This window comes from Natrinema zhouii (assembly GCF_013456555.2).
Lineage (GTDB): Archaea > Halobacteriota > Halobacteria > Halobacteriales > Natrialbaceae > Natrinema > Natrinema zhouii.
Genome location: NZ_CP084882.1, coordinates 16513 through 33294 on the forward strand (window position 1 = coordinate 16513; position 16782 = coordinate 33294).

Genomic DNA, 16782 nt, shown 5'->3' on the forward strand with positions numbered 1-16782 from the left:
TCTCTTGAGACAGTTTATCACCCCCAGAAGGGGTGCGGGGCTCGAACGGAGTCCACCGCAGCAATCCATGAATAGAATTGATGGAGTAACAGCGTCACTAGCCAGTGGGACGACTCGTTTTCTGAATCGAGGTATCGCCAGATGACCGACTGTAGCGAGTGTCAACTACCAACCTATACGAGACTTGCCCGCGATCAACCATGGTACGCTGGCCGATTCTGTTCGGACAGCTGTGAGGTCCAATACGACCACCTGCAGACGGACGCTCGAGACGCAGCTCAGGAGGATGAATTCTGATGCTCGAGCAGATTGACCACCGGGGCAAGTGTTTCACAATCGATGACGACGATGTCGTCGATAAGGGTAGAACCGACCGCTGTCGTCGGGCAGCCGCCCTCGATCGTCAAGCCAGCGAAAGCGTCGCGAACTCGAACGTGCGAAAGCGGTCGCTGGTCCAGCCGATGCGGATCCCGATATCGAGGTGCTCGACCGATGACGCCAGATGATCCGGTCTACAGGACGTCCCTGAGTTCGACCGAGCTCTCGGTGGCGACGATCCGGTTCCCAACTCGGAGACGGTGATCAGAGGTATCACCCAGAACGTGGCGCCGTGGATGGTGGGCAGATTCCTGTCGACGAACTACACGAGATACTCCTCGCAGGCGTGAGTGAGGATACACTACGGCGGAGTGGTGCAAGAGTTGGTTCACGAAATCCTATATGTTTATCCGACATCATTGATATTATCACTCAATGCGCCGACTTACTGCGGTCGCGATCGCGGCACTCGTTCTCGTTTCAATTCTAGCTGCTGGTTCAAGCGTGGCGGCTACCACCGCGACAACGCAACTCAGAGACACTACAACGGGAATTTCATATGGGCCGGTCACTGACAGTAATATCGAGAATTTCGACAAGATTAAATCAACGCTCGAGCAGTTCGGGATAGAACCTCCTAGCGAGACAACAGTCGTCATCGACTCAAACAATGACCGGCATATCGTATTCAGTTCTGAACCCATTCCGGCAGGGGAAGCAACTATCGACGGAAGATCGTTCTCGGCCGCCGAGGTTTCCGGGAGTATCATCGTCGCGGATGATTTTGAGGTCAAAACGGGTGGAACACCAGTTTCATTCGACGACTTAGATGAGAAGCCCCAAGAACACGAATATGAGGTCGTGCGGCTCGAGGCTTCAACGGCAGTCGTTTCCCTTGCAGCCAAACCCTCATCAGCCGTCTCGAGTCAACAGACAATTGGATACTTTGCCGAACCTGGTGGCCTATCCAGCGACCTCTTTCAAGAGACACCAGGCGAACTCGCAAGTTGGGGAATGCTGAATGAATCTAACGACTCAGCACAGCGGAATGGTGGCTTTCAGATTCAGGTACCCGAATCGGGTGCTCGAGCACAGTCATTTAGCCAAAGGTTCTGGGGCGAGGGTGTTGCGACGGTCGACATCGCAATAGTACCGATCTATGGACCCAGTGGAGATACCTCAGAACCGACCGGGTACGACATAGTGCTTGTCAACATGAACTATGACAGTCAGACGCTCGATTCTCCTGCTGAAATCCGGAGTGGTGACTACGAAGGGGAGATTGTCACGGTTGAATCGGATCTCACCGGGTCGTCAACATCTAGTCAAGAATACCTCACCTCGGTCGCATCGTGTGGTGATAAATCGGTTGCTGTTCCAATGTCACCCCCGATCTGTGTCCCGGTGACGCATGATATCGTCGTTCATTCTGGTGTTGTAGTCGATGGGACTAGTCCTGGCGAGATGCCGATAACCTACGCAGGCGTGTCCAACAAGATTCAAAGCGTTCCGACGGTGACTGAGACCGGTCGGTATGAAGTGACCGGCGAAGTCGTCAGTACGAGCGAGATTGATAGTTCGCTCGAGGGTAGATACGCGTTGCGCGTTTTCGATCTGGAACGCATCGGTGATGCGAGTATTGCAAGTAGTTTCGAAGCAGACGCCGATCGGGTAGAGCAACGGATCAAAGCACAGCTCAAGTTTGACGATTCTGAGTGGGGACAGGGAAGCGACAGTGACGAGGATACTGACGGCAGTCAGGAGAACACTGACGGCAGTGGTGAACCAACTGAGGAACAAAGTAGCGACGGGGGCGAAAACGCAGTCAATCCCAGCAGCGGAAGTGATGGTGGAGATGGGGGAAGGAGTGACAGCAGTGAGGATAGAGAGACAAGCAACGAGATAACGAGCGACAGTAGTACAAACAGTTTCATCGCCTCGTGGACAGCATCCGACATAGGAGCATTCCTTGGGGCTATCTCAGCAGCCGTATTCTTGTTAGGTGTCGTGTTAGAAGGGGCGAGAGGGTTCAAAAATCGATATGGAAGCGAAGAGCCCGTCCTAACTGAGCAAATGACGACCGCGATCGTTGCCAGTGCATCGGTCGGGATGCTTGTAGGCGGGTTCTTACTTGAGTCGGACGTGAGTTTGCTGTTACTTCTATTTGGTAGTGTGGGTGTTTTGACGTTCGTCGGCGATTATCTTATCCGATCAGCCCTTTTGCCAACCCTGAAACAAAATCTGAATTTGGAAGGGGAAGAAAAGAAATCGGTCAGAATTGTCGGCGGGGTTGTCCTTCTGCTTGGGGGATTAGCGCTCGTTGCGATAGTTGGAAGTGTTCTCCTCCCCGGGCCTGCACTCCCAATCGTTCTCCAAGTACTGTTCGCCGTTATGTCTACCATCGTCGTTCTTTTCGGGTCGATAGTTGGCGGGATACGATTCTATAAGAAGTATTTGACAGAAGATACGTTGAATACGGCTGGGGACATGGGGCTTGCGATTACGTTTACCGGATCAATAGGTATGGCTACGGCAGGGTTTCTTGGCGAAAGCATATTTGGTGAGAGATTTATCTTCATGGGTGGAGTGCTTTTCTTCGTTTGTTTCATTGTGGCTACGGTGAAAAGTGTCTACCGGATCGTATGAACATCTGAATAGCACCGCATGAGCAAGCGGAATATACATCAGATATTCAGCTGAGCCCTTTCACAGAGGATAGTCATTCAAACGGTAATAAATCTCATTACTCAAGCCCATCTAGTCGGGCCAGCGCGTCGGTGGGGCCTTATCCACGGGCCGCCCGACGGAGGAAAGACTAACGCGGCACAGTTGCTCGTCCGGCGGCTTAAGCAGGCAACAGATCACATCAGAATGACCCATATCGACTGCTTGGATAAGAACACCTACACGAGCGTTCTCATGGAGTTATTAGAGGGACTCGGCGGCACAGCGAAGCTGCCGAACAGCGCAGGGTATGAGTTGATCGACGAACTTCGCTCAAATCAATCGGTTACGCGAGTCAGCTTGGCGGTGATCCTGCTGACACAGTCAACACAGATCCTATGATGCGCTCGCAAAAAGGAACGTACGTCTCTATAGCTGCCGAATCCGATATCTCAATTCCACCTGCAGTCCTGACTTTGATAGTACATTGAATTGCGATGATAATCCTGATACGAGTGAGTTAGATGGTAACCCGTGCGACAATAACTGACAAATCTCGTATCGCCTAAACCACCGACGGTAGACGCTCCACATCCTGTTCTCGTCACTCTTATACCCTGATAGAACACAGAAGAGATATGTACGATTTAACAGGCTTTCAACGCGACCTGCTATATACGATCGCCGGCCAAGACGAACCCCACGGACTTGCGATCAAACAAGAGCTCGAAGAGTACTACGAAGGTGAGATACACCACGGGCGACTCTATCCGAACCTCGACGAGATCGTCGACAAAGGCCTCGTCGAGAAGGGAGAACTCGACCGCCGAACGAACTACTATACGATCACGGCCCGCGGCCACCGTGAACTCGAAGCCCGTCGCAAGTGGGAAGACCAGTACGTGAGCGACTTCCGCTCCGAATCCAAGTGACGGAGCAACATCTTCACTCCGCAGATGGGAGAGTCACGCGGAGTTTAGCGCCGACTTCGTAAAAATACCCGCGCTCGAGAAGCCGTGTGATCGCATGCTCTGCATCCGCTGGCTCGAGTGTTAGTTGGTCAGTTGTGCAAAGGATATCGATCGCCCGATCTCGATCGATTGACGGGACCTGGTGGTTACTGTCTTCGGTGTTCGAGTTCGATATCCCAGCAGAAAGGACAGCGTACACCTCAATGATCCACTCGGGAAGCGGGGGACGAGGGTCATCGGCCAGACACATGTGTCACTTCACCTTCACATATAACGCTCAATACGATACTGCTTAATTGTATTCCCTGTTGGAGATGCTATGAGTTCTTGGAGAGACATTCGGAAGTTAGGAGTCCGCATGAGAGACCGGTCTACATAGCATATAGACAAACATACAGGCTGAACACCCTGTGAGCCTCTCCAGTCAACTTGTAAAGAGATGGCCTCTAGCGTTGACATACAGCCATGTACAGATCTGATAACAAACATCAGAACGATTGAATTGCCACGACATGGATGATCTCACAGGGTTCCAACGAGACCTGCTATACGTGATCGCTGGTGCTAACCAACCGTCTGGTCAGGACGTGAAAGAAGAAATCGATCAGTACTACAGTCACGAGATCAATCACGGCCGGCTGTATCCGAATCTCGATACCGTCGTCAACAAGGACTTGGTCAAAAAAGGGCAGCTCGATAGGCGAACAAACTATTACGCAATCACGAAAGACGGCGAAGAAGCTATCGAGGACCGACGAGCGTGGGAATCACAGTATATCGAGTAGCTACTGTACCGGTGACGGCTTCGCACTGGCTCAAGTAGCGAATTACGCGCGACTATCCCGATCACCGGTCTGGTCGTCAATTCGCCCGCCGGAGTGACGTCACATTCATCCTGCCGGAGCGGGTCGGAGGATCTTCAAGCAACTGTAGTTGATTCCCCTGTCTTTACACGCTAACCTCTCTAAGCACCGGGCGTTCAGATGGATCACTCATCATCGAACGGTTCTGGAGCCTCTCCTAACCTCGTCGTCGATATCATTGAGACGCTCGAAGCGTGTGGGCTGGATCGGCACGAGTATCAGTTGAATGATTCCGTCGACGTCGAGGCGCTCGAGCAGGTTTTGAACTCGTCAGACGGTGACATCAAAGTACAGTTCACAGTAGAGGGGATTCGGCTCGCGGTGACACCGGAAAGCGTCGATGTCCTAATCGACGAAGAGTGCTGCTCAGCGGACCAGTAGCGAGATTACGATCGACGTCTGAGACCATCCCTGAAAGCCCGCGGCCGCTCGGCATCCCGCGACCCACGCTGCGCGCCTCGTTTCACTCGGTGCTAGCGGGGTCGGGGGACGACTGAGGCGGCCGCGCCCTGTCTGAGTCCGACCAAGGTGGTGGCTGATTCGCCGAGCGATATAGTCGGTTGACTAGTGGTACGTAACGGCCTGCCCCGCTCGCCACTGCCGCCCTCCGCGTCGCTCGCGACCGACCATTCCTGGCGGTCTGCCTGCAGTAGCGGGCGGACTGCCGGGCTAAAATGCATGTGCCCTCGGCGCCAGCACCAAGCTCGCTTTCGGTTGCGTCTCCCTCACTCCCAGTGGTCGCTCAGTCGACGGACACGAAACCGGCTTGAGTGCTGGCTGCTCGCTTCGGGCAGGTTGGCGCGCGGTGCTGGTTGAAGGGAAGAGACACGGAAAGTACGGGAGGAGCTTCGGGAGTTTAGACGTGAGTACAATCGTTCTCGGTGGGATAAGGCTAAGTCCGGAATGAGGTCGGCTATTGAGAAGACGAAATCTCTGTTCCGTTAGTCAACTGATAGGCTGTCACTAATCTTGTCCCGCATCTCGATGGATCGGGTAGGTGCGTCTGGATGCTTTCCCCGGTAGTCTTCGACATCGTCTACGTTTCCAGTGCAGTTTTGGCTTTGTAGGTGGCCTTTCTCGATTGTTTCGAGTTCTTCGCCGCATTCGCGGCATTTGATTGGACTAGGTGCGTATGTCGTATTAGTCATAGAATGGTTAGGCTAGGTCTTGGTCTATAGGGATCTCTTCATCGATTTCCGGATCCTCGTTGGCGAACTTGTTCTTGAGGTAGACGAGGTTCAACCGGGTTATCGGCTCGATTTTGTTCTTGTTGTAAATCATATCACCCTTGTCACCGGTTACAACGGTATCAATGAGAAATCTGTCTTTTAGGTCCATCGCGTCAGTGAGGACTTCTGCGTCGGGGGAGTATTCGTCTTCCTCACCGTCGATTATTCTACTCATCTGAGAGCAGGGTGTGGTGTAATCCTTCTCCTTTCGACGTCGGCGTATCTTGATTCGTTTCCGTACCTCGTCTTTCCGATCGATAGCGGTGCTGTTGATCCGGTTGATAAGTTTGTTTAGGCTGCTCTCAACGTCATCCAAGGTACAGTCTTGGTCGAGTTCTTTCTCGAAGTACTCCTTAGCCTTGTGCTCGATCTGCTCCTCGACGTCGAACTTTTCGATGAAGATTTTGGAGACTGTTTCAGGATTCAGGTCATCTCGAGTCTTGAGTTCGAGGTATGTGAACCGCTTTCGTTTCCGAAGTTTCCGCTTTTCTTTGCCGATGACACCGTCTTCCTGTGACCAGTCTAGGGGCTCTCCGTCCCTTGGTCCGTAACCAACGTTTACACAGTACTCGTAGAGGACGGTGTCACCCGCATACAGAGTGTTCTCTGAGGCCATCAGGCGTCGGGTGTGATCTTGCCACCGGTTGTGCAGGAAGGTATATCCAACAAGGACGTTCGTATCGACGTAGTAGCTCGCCATTTCTTAATCTGCGCTGACCTCAGTGAAGTCCAGTTGAGATGCCATTACTGTATCTGCTGCTTCGACTAAGTGCGGACTCTCATCCTCGATGTATAAGTATTTGCGCTCCTGCTCATGGAGTTCATTTCTGAAGTACTGCTTTCGGTTCACCAGGTCTCCTATCCCTAGTTCGCGTTGGACTTCTTCTTTAGAGAGGCCGGTGTCAATATTGACTGCAAGTTCCAAGGTGAAGATGGACCAGAAGATCTCGACCAGTTCTTCGATATCTCCCAGCGTTGTTTCTGAATCGTTGAGTCGATTGCTTAGGAGATCATACCACAGGTAGAGCTCATTCACGTACTGGGGATATTCGTTTTCTGGGAAAGCATCGATGAACTCGTTGACGTATCGGTGGATTTCATCCCGTTCAAAACTTGTCTCGGATTCGTCCTTCTTGTAGAGCTGCCACTGGATGAAGTCGTCCAGTTTTCGGTATTTCCTCTGGGCGTCATAAGGAGCTTCCTCATACATTGTCTCTGTGAGCCCCTCAGTCCCGATATCATTGTGGACCTCGAGTACGTCTTGAGTGGCGTTTCGGATGATATCTTCTTGCTGTGCTGTCAGTGATAGGTCACTGGTCCTTTTGGAGCAGAGGACTTCTGATTCTTCTTCGTCGTATTGGATTGTGACGGGACTATTTTGAGTGAGAGTCATTGTCCCGAATTTGTACCAGAAGTAGGGGAGGACGAAGTCGCCTCCGTAGTCGTTGATTTTCTTCTCGATGAAATAGGTTGTTTTGTGGAAGGTCTTTGCGTCCATCGTGCTGGATCTTCCAAACTCGTCGAAAAGGATGGCAGCGACGTCTCCCAGCTCAATGTTGCTGGGATCCTCTGAACTCATTGCTAACTTCTCTGAGAGCGAATTACTTGTAGTTTGTCTACATGAGATCGAGTTCTTTAAAAGACCCAAACGAACTTATCACGTCGCCGTAGTTCTACAGACAGATTCAGTAATGTTTCGGAACCATCAGGGTGGGAGAGAGGCAAGCCACCATCACGGAGAACTTTATAAGGATCTTGTTCGCAGGTACTGGGAGTCCCGTGAATACAATGTTATTGCGGATTCTAAGGATGACAGCATTACGTCTGATCTGATTATCCGGAGGCCCCACGAGTATGGGAATCTGGATCTCTGGATCGAGACGAAGGATACCAAGCTGACTCGGACTGACCCTGACTTCTTAGCTGAGTTCGCTCGGTATCTGATAGAGTATCAGGAGCGTTCAGAGGAGCATCCGTTTGATGTGCATATTTTTGTGCGTTATCTCAGAGCGCCAGAGAAATGGGAGAGGATTTTCAAAGTTGTCAAGCAGAAAGATGAGGCTGTTGAGGAGTTCTATCAACGGATTAAGGAAGATGCAAAACTAGACGAGGCTGAAGAGGACAAGTTCAACAGCTACCCGTATGAGGATTTCAACCACTTCGTTACTGAGATCACGACTGTCCATCAGATGTCGCCTGAGAAGGTTAAACAGGCGACTGAGGAACTGGAACGCAGTGATCGGTACGAACATGGCACCTTTACTGAAGAAAGAGAACCGATTAACAAGCGGGAAGAGCTAAAACCGAATTTCGCGGAGATAACGGATCCTCCGGATAACATCTACATCGGGAACGTGGATGTTCCGAACTTCTTCCAAGAGGTCACAAATCTGATTGAGGACACTGAAGCAGTGCGATTCCGGTCGAACAAGGTATTTAGTCTACTGCCGCCACAAGATTTCCCAGAGTACGTAGAGGCAGTCGTGGAGATGGACACGGTTTCAGCAGAGTCTTTTGAAGAGTGGGCTAGGGACGAGGAGAACACAGATCTAGCTTCGTCCTTATTAACCCGAGAGATTTGCAGGCAGACTGTGGAGAAGCACAAGTTGGACGATTGTGGGGCATTCAGGTACCGTAGCGATTACTACCTGATGTTTGAGCATGGACCGCTAGAGAAAGAGGTTGAGGAGGTCATGGGACAGCAGGTTTCTCGAGTATTCGATGATGCCTCATCCAGGTTTGTTCGTCACCGGACGGCCCAGCTGAACGTGAGACGTTTGAACGATGACTACTTTCTCTTCGTCCTGATCAAGGACCACTTCACAGACAACGGGGAGCACATGACTTTGGTTAGAGGGGAGAGAAAGGGAATCCTCCATGATAACTTTCCACAGCACCGTTACAACAACAGCCAGACGTATAGCAGATACAATCACTGGAGGAAGATCCTGGGTATCCACAACCGGTCCAAAGATACCAGTGATCAGAAGATCGGGTTTAGGAGGATAACTGAAATATCGATCAGGAAGAGTCCAGCAGGTATACGGGAGGAAATCGATACTCGGGATACTGATTCGGTTCAGCAGAAACTGGGGGAGCAAGATGACTAACTTCGATGCACACTGGCTAGGAGAACCGTCTTTGAAATTTGGTAGCGGTGAAGCGAAGGATCCACGCGCCGGCCTACTAAAACACGGGCCGTGGTCGCCAGGCGAGGGGAAGAATCACAACGATATCTATGTCGGGTTTATCGGGACCAGTCACTCTATCAGTGCGGTCAAACGGTTGTTCACTGAGATGGAGACGGTAATCCCCAGGGAAGAAGAAGATCCTCAGAGGAACAAACCTCCTTTCCCGGCACTGGGTGCGGATTCTCCTTTCCGGGCTAGTTTCACGATGTTGGATCGGTGGACGTGGGAGATGCCAGAGAGCGATATCGATCTCGTTACTGACGAGCCTACCACTGATCAGAGTGTAGAGACTCTGTTAGATCTGATGGAGATCTATGTTAAGGACCTTGCCGGGGATGATCCTCCTCCAAATGTACTTGTTATCTCACTACCGGAGGAGATCGAGGAAGCCTGTACTCACCCGGACAAGAGCAAGGAGAAGATGAAGGCAGGTGATACTGATTTCCATGACCGGATCAAGACATTCGGCCTCCAGTATGATCTTCCCACCCAATTGATCCGTCCGAGTTCCCTTCGGTTCAGTGATGATGAGGGACAGGAGAAAGCTGAGGTCGCCTGGAATCTGGCCGTGGCGATGCTCTACAAGTCCCATGAGGGTCATCCTTGGAAACTGGGGTACTTGGACAACGATACGTGCTATGCAGGTATCTCGTTCTACCGTGTCCGGCACGGTGATAAGAGTCAGACAAGGGCTTCACTCGCACAGGTGTTCCTGGGGACAGGGGAGAGCTTCGTACTGCGGGGCGGTCAGGCGATCAGAGATGAGTCTACAGGGAACAACCACTTGACAGAAGAAAGTGCAGAGGAAATCGTTGGCCAGATTCTGGATCAGTACAAACGGAAGCGTCGAGGAGCCGAACCCAGCCGGTTCGTACTCCACAAAACTTCCCGGTTCAAGCCGGAGGAACGAGAAGGATTCAAACGCGGTACAGGGGATATCGATAAGCTGGATTTCGTCACAGTACGTGATGGTGATCCGGTTAGGTTGTATAGCTCAGGTAATTATCCGCCGCTTCGCGGGACAGTAGTCACTCCTAAGGGTGAGAACAAGCATTATCTCTATACTCAGGGCTATACTCCCGCTATCCAGACGTATCCTGGTCCGCGTATTCCCGCTCCGATCACGGTCGAACCAGATCCGGAGGTCTGTCACAGCTCGTACAACGATATCTGTGAGGAGATACTCTCGTTCACGAAATTGGATTGGAATACCTCTGACTTTGCGAAGAAGAAGCCAGTGACAATCCGTGTTGCACAGGCTGTTGGTGCGATCTTAGCGGAGGCAGATAAGAGAGGGATAACGGTCAAACCCCAGTACTACTACTATATGTGAGATCGAGTAGGCTTCAGGGGTCGTATTTGGGAGAACGGGTTTAGTAGCTATGTTAAATTTGGTCTTGACTGTATTGTCTTTCTCGGCCTGTAGCACCTATTGTTCTGATGGTGAGGCCCGAGGTGAGGTCGGCTGTTGAGAAAATGAAATCCGTGGTTAGCGGCTTTCTGTAGAGTACTTCGGTAACTGTTCTTGGAGTGTTTAGAGAGGGATTTTGTTGAGGACGGTGTTCTCTGGTTGGGTTGGTTCGAGGATTGGTTATATAAATAGTGTTTTGTAATTGTTAGATACAATGGAACGAGATACAGCGTTACCAAATAAGGCAGTCATGAGACTGCTTCAGAATAGATCCGATTTGAGAATTTCAGAAGAAGCCGTTCAAAATCTAAACGAACATCTCGAAGATGTCGCTGAAGATATCGCTGATCAGGCAGCTGAGGGAGCAAGACACGCAGATAGGAGAACCATCCAAGGCGAAGACATCGAGCTAGCAATAGAGTAGAGAGGGTCGAGAAATGGAGCCAATCAGTCTAATCTCTTCTATCGCAATACCTGGGGCCGTAGTTGTAGGTACTCTGTTGTTCGGTGGATCAGCTTTCAAAATCATTGACGAAGAACATAGAGGACTCTACGAAAGGTTTGGCGAATACAAGAGCTTCCGAAGCCCTGGTTTCCACCTTAAGACCCCTGTGATCGATACGATCAAGAAGGTCAAGGTAGCGGAGCAGAGCGCCAACATCAGTCCCAGCGATATGATTACGAAGGATAACTTGAACGCAGGTGTTGATCTCGTCGTATACTACCAAGTAAGAGATAACGAAGACGGTGTCAAGAGCGCTGCCTACACAGCTGATGACTACGAAAGACAGATTGGCTCTCTTGCCCGTACCACGGCTAGAAACGTAATCGGTGAGATAAGCTTTGAGGAGGTCAACTACAAGAGAGCTAAGCTTAACAGCAAACTGCAGGAGCAGCTGGATGAAGAAACCGAGAAGTGGGGTATCAATGTTGTCCGTGTAGAAATGGAGGAGATCACACCTCCAAAAGACGTGCAGGACTCGATGAACGAGATACTGAAAGCCGAGAATGAGAAAGATGCTGCTCAAGATCGGGCTGAGGTCATGAAAATTGAGGCTACAAGTGAAAAAGAAGCCGCGATTCAAGAAGCGATAGGTAAGAAGAAAGCCCAGATCCTCGAGGCTCAAGGACGATCTGCAGTGGTCCTGGGAGCTGGTCTCGGGGAAGCCGTTTGAATGTAGTGGGAAGGTCGAACGACCCGAAAAACGCCTCCCAGACGTTGACGTCTTGCTTGCGGATAGCCAGGGACAGCGGATAGTCATCGGGGCCTCGGCCGACTTGGTAGCCGCCCTGTATCCATACGTAGATGGCGTCGATCCGCGTGAAGGTGAACAGCCAGTCTCCGAACTATGGGAGGACGTACGCCTCCTCAATCGAGGGTGGACTGACGCTGGCGCTGGCAGCGACGAGTTCGCGTGCTGTATCTCTCACGCGGTCGTAAACTATTGAGAGACCGTCGTCATAGCGGTCATATCTCGAGTTCCAACTGAAACTCCGAAAAGCGGGTCAGGACGAGTTCAAGAAGAACCGCCATTTCTATCCGCTCCTTGTGCAGTTTGGACTTGAGGCGCTCTCTGAAGCGGATACTGATGAACTCCAGAATCGACTTTCTAAAATTGGCGACGAGTAGTAGCGGTGAGCGCCGGAATTACAGGTTGACTCAATTTTGGTGCGGGAGCGTAATCCGCAGGTGGAGGCATGGGAGTTAAGTTGCGAATGACACGAAGCGTTCACGAGTTTTCTTCTACAGAATATCTCGGCAAATATCCAGGTCTAATATCAGATCGTATAAGACTATGTGATGGTTTCTCTTGTACCTCACCCGACATCGATTCAATTACGTAAGAACACAGTATTCTATCCAATGCCGGATAGACTACGCATCATTATGAGCGAGCAGGCTCATTACCTACGTAGTTGATCTACCATGGAACCGATTACACTTCGATTACCAATGGATCTTCTCGAAGAGTTGGATACCGAAGCAGAGGAATCTGGATTTAGTAGCCGGTCGGAGTACATCCGCCATCTCCTGTTGAATCGCCCGGATATCCGCCAGATGGCTACGGCAGACGATTCATCCGCGACGACCGATAGCACCCGAGTCGAGGAGATTGAACAGACCATTGAGGAACTGGCCGACCATCATGATGAACTCACGCAACGGATCACCGACCTCGAGGAAGAGGTCGAACAGCTCCACCTCAATGCTGATCAACCAACAGACTCCTCTCCACCCGTGAGTTCAACACCGAATGATTCCCCTACAGATCACCATCCGACGCCGACAGAACAGCCAAAAGAGAGCCAGCTATCAGCTGAGGAACAGCGTGTCCTCGACAATTTTAAACGGTGGCTCGACAACAATGGACCACAGAGTGACGACGCTCGCACTGTTTTAGTGGATGCTGCTCATCTCCTAGGCGAGCAAGGACCACTCGGAGCAAGCGAACTGAGGAGGCAACTGTACGATCGCCATCCCGATGCGTACAGTTCCGCCGAGGCGCTCTGGGCATCTACAGTTGAACGTCTCTATGATGACCTTCCAGGATTCGAACGACCGGAATACGGAATGTATATGTTTGATCAAGAAGCACCGATGGAGTCCCTTGCTGATTCTCCCGATTGAAATCTGCGGCTTAGATGATCGGGTGAAAGTCATTGCGAGATGCTGTGAGTGCAATGCAGTCTATTCTACGCGGATACTTCCCGATAACAAGATCCACCCGGCCGGGCGAAAAGATGGGTGTCAGTGTGGTGCCTTTGAATTTGAGGCTATTTTGAAATAGGACTCTCCCAGTCCTATGTTACAGGGATAGAAGCTGTTAGTTCGCACGTGTAGTGTACAGTGAGTTCACGTGAAGGCAGATTTAAAGAAGAGGGTTTCAACAGAGCCACTATATTCTCAATTTAGTTATTCGTGGAAATCTTTGGTTTGGGCTGCTAATGCGTCGTATTATCATTTGGAATGTGGGGTGTCCAATGTAGGCGGTTTCCCGTTGACTGATTCAAATCACTTCTTTCACCACACCATTTTTATCAACATAGTCATAGAGGCGTTTGTACATCTCAGATCCTTTTGTTAGAGTAGTCCAATCTCCGACTAAGGCGCAATATCCTTTGGCTCGGGTCAGAGCGACATTGAGTCTCCGTTTGCCGTTTTTGTTTCCGAGAAAGCCAATCCTCCCTTGGTCGTTGGATCGAGTAAATGAGGCTCTGTTGAAATCCTCTTCTTTAGAGATTTATTTACGTGAATATACCGTACACTACATGTGCATATCCTACGCGGTGGGCCAACTTACTGATCTACATTCTGAATCTCCTCATAGTCCCGTAATATACCCAATTCCGTAGTATGCACCCGCTGTGAGCAGAATCGTCCACAGAGCAATCGCAGCAGTCATCCAAACTGCGACGGAGCGTTTCCTCGATCCAACAGTAAGGGCGATAGCCGCAGCCAGATGGACGCCGGTCGCAACTGGCGAGACGAGCGCAAGACCAGGAAGTCCGTAGCGATTCCACAATTCTAGTGCTCGTTTTCTCCGCTTCGAGGGGCCAGAGTTCGAGTCAGTCCAGTCCTCCCACCACGTTTTCAGCCGGTCGTAGAGAACAATAATCCCGTAAACCGGAAGCACATTCCCAAGAAAGGCGAATAACGCTACTGCAAGAGGATTTAACCCAAGTCCAATTCCGATGGGAACCACGACGAGGATTTCGAGTACTGGTACTGCTGCCATTACGAAAATTACGATGTATTGCACGGTCCCGTTGGCTTGACGAATGAGATCGCTTACATTCTCGGATTCGAGCGTAGGAAGAGCGAGCAAATCAGTGCTTGCAGCAACAGCAAGAGTGATGAGCAAGCCGATTCCGATAGTGAGCCCCCATAGTAACGGGTGTGTTGTACCGAATCGACGCCAGAGTTCAGTGAGCTGTTCTCGGATCATAACGACCGGTACGCTATCAGCACATATGTCAATACTCAAACAATCTGAAACTTTGTATATGTTTATATATTAAATCTCTCTGAGAATATTGATGATCGAGCCGGGAGGTATCTGCTCTTCCGTGCTACCACGAGGCAGGGTCGAAACGGTACTATCATTTATTTATCTCGCTTCCCTCCATTCAGTATGGTGTCGTTTCGGGATCTCGGCTTATCGAGCTACGAGGAACGGGTCTATAGAGCACTGCTCAGCGTGAGAACAGCTACTGCTGAGGAACTGTCTGAGGAAAGCGGTGTACCGATGGGGAGGATCCATGATGTACTAAATGGACTCGAATCACGCGATCTTGTCCACTGTAATCCAGAAACTCATCCGCGAGTCTACTCACCAATCGACTCCGAGATGGCGATCGATCGTCTGCTCCGTAACCGGAAACGAGACCTTGAGGTCGAACGAACTCGCTACGAGAACGTCGCAGCGGAGCTTCGTTCACAGCTTGGCAGTCAGCCACCGACCGATGGACGGTTTTGGGAGACCAGGTCGCGTGACTCCGAAATTGAGTTCGTCCACGCTCAAATCGAGCGCTTTTCGGATGCCTCTGATGAGGTATTGATCGTCGGTGATTCGGTAGTAGTACACCAGTTTCTGACCGTTATCGAGCCCCTCGAACGCTGGTTAGAGTCAGTAGCGAACGGCTCGATTCGCGTTCACATTCTCCTGTCCGAGCAGTTGTCCGATGAGGGAGACCAGTTACTGCAATTGTTACGCGCCACTGGCCAGTCGGTCGAAACGCGGCTCCATCCATCTGTCACGGCAAACTTCGATCTGATCGATCAGCGCGACCTGTACCTGTACGTGACTGATCCGTTTGCCCGCTCACGACCTCTGGGAACGATCCACGTAACCGAAGACGCCCTTATCGAAGAGTTGATAGACGAATTCACAGCGTATTGGCGGGAAGCTGAGACGCTCCCAGAAAGTATGTGACTCACCAACTTCCTCATCCCGTACCTTTGTTGTGTTTACCCGTTATTTCGCTGTTTGTGAGCTAGGACAGACAAATAGTCTGCTGGTACTGGTCCTCTATTTATAGCAATATTCTTCACAACTCTCAGCAAACTCGGGTTCTTCTTCGTTAACTACACGCTCTGTACTGGTCGTTAGATTGCTTGGCAAGATTGTGGACGATACACGCAAGAGCGAGTTCCCGGAACTGCTTCCACCAGCGTCGTGAACGGACGAACGCGCCGTACTTTCGCTTGAGCGTTGAGTTGACTGTCTCTGATTGACTCCGTTGGCCGTAGAGGTCGGCGTCTAAGCGTGCGTTCCATGCCTTGTGAAGCGATGTGAACTCACGGTGCTTGATTAGTGGACGAATCTCGTGTTGACGGGCAAGCTGCCTAATTTTCTGGTCGTCGTAGCCTTTGTCCCCGAGCAGGATGTCGCTAATCTCGGGGTTGCGTTTGATCAACGACGGAGCGATCTGGCTATCGTGTTTTCGTGTCGTCGTCACGCGTAAATCAAGGACTGCGTTCACTTTGGAATCGACGAGCAGTGTTACTTTGAGTTGCTGAATCGTGAGTTTGGCCCGTTTCGTGTAGTGTTTTGAGGCGTGACTGCGGTCGAATCCCGAAGCATCAATCCCCGCAACGCCGTTGGTCGGGAACAACAGAGAGATTGAGCAGCACTCGCCAGACAGCCATATCGAGTCTATCGAACGCTTTGCACAGTGTTGATGGAGCAGGCAGTTCAGTGAGATTGATCGCGTTCCGGATACGGGACATCTCGATGAGTTCGTCGAGGAGTGTACGATACGTTGTGTCCTTCCGAACTTTGAGACAGAGGAGAACGATGTGCTGATGGAGCGTATAGCGTTTTTCGAAAATTTCGAGGAGTATCGAGCTACGGCACGTTGCGGTAACTGAAATGCTTCCTCGACAAACCGGAGCAACCGAGACTTTGGGAGGGTCTGCATCTACTCACACTACCGACTGAACCTGTAACTCACTAAGGATTTCAACAGAGCCTTCAGTTCATAACTCTACATAGCGATCAATTCACCGACATCGCTGGTGAAACAACGACTTGTGAAGGATTCTATGACACGCTCTGGTGTTCATGAAGGATGCTCACGGCCCCTCCATCAACTGTCGAGGCGTAAACGTGGCCCCCGTAGTCGGGATTGTTC

14 protein-coding genes and 5 pseudogenes are annotated in these 16782 nt (G+C 51.0%); 13 read left to right on the plus strand and 6 right to left on the minus strand.

The genetic code is table 11. The features are described from left to right. Nucleotides 1–296 precede the first annotated feature (296 nt). The 5 genes and pseudogenes from HYG81_RS37560 to HYG81_RS37585 all read left to right on the plus strand — a co-directional run bounded on the left by HYG81_RS37560 (nt 297) and on the right by HYG81_RS37585 (nt 5197). Nucleotides 297–496: pseudogene (locus tag HYG81_RS37560) on the plus strand (hypothetical protein). 257 nt (nt 497–753) lie between these two features. Next, nucleotides 754–2964, plus strand: coding sequence for an MFS transporter (locus tag HYG81_RS37565; RefSeq protein ID WP_226777744.1), 2211 nt, complete (start codon nt 754–756; stop codon nt 2962–2964). A gap of 656 nt (nt 2965–3620) precedes the next feature. After that, complete coding sequence (locus HYG81_RS37570) at nt 3621–3914, plus strand: PadR family transcriptional regulator (protein WP_226777745.1); 294 nt, start codon at nt 3621–3623, stop codon at nt 3912–3914. Nucleotides 3915–4465: 551 nt separating this feature from the next. Continuing rightward, nucleotides 4466–4738, plus strand: a complete 273-nt coding sequence (locus HYG81_RS37580) for a PadR family transcriptional regulator (protein WP_226777747.1) — start codon at nt 4466–4468, stop codon at nt 4736–4738. A 198-nt stretch (nt 4739–4936) separates the two neighbouring features. Beyond that, nucleotides 4937–5197 carry a HalOD1 output domain-containing protein gene (locus HYG81_RS37585; protein WP_226777748.1) on the plus strand — a complete coding sequence of 87 codons (261 nt, stop codon included), beginning with the start codon at nt 4937–4939 and terminating at the stop codon, nt 5195–5197. A 774-nt stretch (nt 5198–5971) separates the two neighbouring features. Here the strand turns inward: HYG81_RS37585 and HYG81_RS37590 are convergent. Beyond that, nucleotides 5972–6745, minus strand: coding sequence for a hypothetical protein (locus HYG81_RS37590; protein ID WP_226777749.1), 774 nt, complete (start codon nt 6743–6745; stop codon nt 5972–5974). A gap of 3 nt (nt 6746–6748) precedes the next feature. Next, nucleotides 6749–7624, minus strand: a complete 876-nt coding sequence (locus tag HYG81_RS37595; RefSeq protein WP_226777750.1) for a hypothetical protein — start codon at nt 7622–7624, stop codon at nt 6749–6751. On the opposite strand from HYG81_RS37595, the gene HYG81_RS37600 reads away from it, so the two are divergent. The 4 genes from HYG81_RS37600 (at nt 7599) to HYG81_RS37615 (ending at nt 11822) form a co-directional block, all read left to right on the plus strand. Further along, nucleotides 7599–9155, plus strand: coding sequence for a hypothetical protein (locus HYG81_RS37600; RefSeq protein WP_226777751.1), 1557 nt, complete (start codon nt 7599–7601; stop codon nt 9153–9155). The genes HYG81_RS37595 and HYG81_RS37600 overlap by 26 nt on opposite strands. After that, nucleotides 9148–10569 carry an argonaute/piwi family protein gene (locus tag HYG81_RS37605; protein WP_226777752.1) on the plus strand — a complete coding sequence of 474 codons (1422 nt, stop codon included), beginning with the start codon at nt 9148–9150 and terminating at the stop codon, nt 10567–10569. The genes HYG81_RS37600 and HYG81_RS37605 overlap by 8 nt, the downstream gene beginning before the upstream one ends. Nucleotides 10570–10861: 292 nt before the next feature. Then, the gene (locus tag HYG81_RS37610) at nt 10862–11071 is read left to right on the plus strand and encodes a histone family protein (protein ID WP_226777753.1); all 210 of its coding nucleotides are present in this window, start codon (nt 10862–10864) and stop codon (nt 11069–11071) included. A gap of 13 nt (nt 11072–11084) precedes the next feature. Continuing rightward, nucleotides 11085–11822, plus strand: a complete 738-nt coding sequence (locus HYG81_RS37615; RefSeq protein ID WP_226777754.1) for an SPFH domain-containing protein — start codon at nt 11085–11087, stop codon at nt 11820–11822. On the opposite strand, the pseudogene HYG81_RS37620 reads toward HYG81_RS37615, so the two are convergent. After that, nucleotides 11758–12120 (minus strand): annotated as a pseudogene (locus tag HYG81_RS37620) (RNA polymerase subunit sigma-70); the annotation flags it as partial. The gene HYG81_RS37615 and the pseudogene HYG81_RS37620 overlap by 65 nt on opposite strands. Here HYG81_RS37620 and HYG81_RS46080 point away from each other — a divergent pair. Next, nucleotides 12116–12277, plus strand: a pseudogene (locus HYG81_RS46080) (DUF8160 family protein); the annotation flags it as partial. The pseudogenes HYG81_RS37620 and HYG81_RS46080 sit on opposite strands and share 5 nt — an antisense overlap. A 324-nt stretch (nt 12278–12601) precedes the next feature. Next, on the plus strand, nt 12602–13276 hold the full coding sequence (locus HYG81_RS37625) for a hypothetical protein (protein ID WP_233289924.1): 675 nt from the start codon (nt 12602–12604) through the stop codon (nt 13274–13276). Nucleotides 13277–13655: 379 nt separating this feature from the next. On the opposite strand, the gene HYG81_RS37630 is transcribed toward HYG81_RS37625, so the two are convergent. Continuing rightward, nucleotides 13656–13889 carry an AAA domain-containing protein gene (locus HYG81_RS37630; RefSeq protein WP_226777954.1) on the minus strand — a complete coding sequence of 78 codons (234 nt, stop codon included), beginning with the start codon at nt 13887–13889 and terminating at the stop codon, nt 13656–13658. A gap of 81 nt (nt 13890–13970) precedes the next feature. Further along, the gene (locus tag HYG81_RS37635) at nt 13971–14594 is read right to left on the minus strand and encodes a small multi-drug export protein (RefSeq protein WP_226777756.1); all 624 of its coding nucleotides are present in this window, start codon (nt 14592–14594) and stop codon (nt 13971–13973) included. A gap of 186 nt (nt 14595–14780) precedes the next feature. Here HYG81_RS37635 and HYG81_RS37640 point away from each other — a divergent pair. After that, nucleotides 14781–14933: pseudogene (locus HYG81_RS37640) on the plus strand (helix-turn-helix domain-containing protein); the annotation flags it as partial. 63 nt (nt 14934–14996) lie between these two features. Beyond that, nucleotides 14997–15581 (plus strand): DUF7436 family protein, encoded by a 585-nt coding sequence (locus HYG81_RS37645; protein WP_226777979.1) that lies wholly within the window; start codon nt 14997–14999, stop codon nt 15579–15581. 148 nt (nt 15582–15729) lie between these two features. Here the strand turns inward: HYG81_RS37645 and HYG81_RS37650 are convergent. Then, nucleotides 15730–16569, minus strand: a pseudogene (locus HYG81_RS37650) (IS5 family transposase). Nucleotides 16570–16782 lie beyond the last annotated feature (213 nt).

Bases quoted from the DNA above. Each gene is read 5' to 3' on its own strand.
- HYG81_RS37565 (WP_226777744.1), top strand. From the start codon at position 754: ATGCGCCGACTTACTGCGGTCGCGATCGCGGCACTCGTTCTCGTTTCA.
- HYG81_RS37570 (WP_226777745.1), top strand. From the start codon at position 3,621: ATGTACGATTTAACAGGCTTTCAACGCGACCTGCTATATACGATCGCC.
- HYG81_RS37580 (WP_226777747.1), top strand. From the start codon at position 4,466: ATGGATGATCTCACAGGGTTCCAACGAGACCTGCTATACGTGATCGCT.
- HYG81_RS37585 (WP_226777748.1), top strand. From the start codon at position 4,937: ATGGATCACTCATCATCGAACGGTTCTGGAGCCTCTCCTAACCTCGTC.
- HYG81_RS37590 (WP_226777749.1), bottom strand. From the start codon at position 6,745: ATGGCGAGCTACTACGTCGATACGAACGTCCTTGTTGGATATACCTTC.
- HYG81_RS37600 (WP_226777751.1), top strand. From the start codon at position 7,599: ATGTTGCTGGGATCCTCTGAACTCATTGCTAACTTCTCTGAGAGCGAA.
- HYG81_RS37595 (WP_226777750.1), bottom strand. From the start codon at position 7,624: ATGAGTTCAGAGGATCCCAGCAACATTGAGCTGGGAGACGTCGCTGCC.
- HYG81_RS37605 (WP_226777752.1), top strand. From the start codon at position 9,148: ATGACTAACTTCGATGCACACTGGCTAGGAGAACCGTCTTTGAAATTT.
- HYG81_RS37610 (WP_226777753.1), top strand. From the start codon at position 10,862: ATGGAACGAGATACAGCGTTACCAAATAAGGCAGTCATGAGACTGCTT.
- HYG81_RS37615 (WP_226777754.1), top strand. From the start codon at position 11,085: ATGGAGCCAATCAGTCTAATCTCTTCTATCGCAATACCTGGGGCCGTA.
- HYG81_RS37625 (WP_233289924.1), top strand. From the start codon at position 12,602: ATGGATCTTCTCGAAGAGTTGGATACCGAAGCAGAGGAATCTGGATTT.
- HYG81_RS37635 (WP_226777756.1), bottom strand. From the start codon at position 14,594: ATGATCCGAGAACAGCTCACTGAACTCTGGCGTCGATTCGGTACAACA.
- HYG81_RS37645 (WP_226777979.1), top strand. From the start codon at position 14,997: ATGGCGATCGATCGTCTGCTCCGTAACCGGAAACGAGACCTTGAGGTC.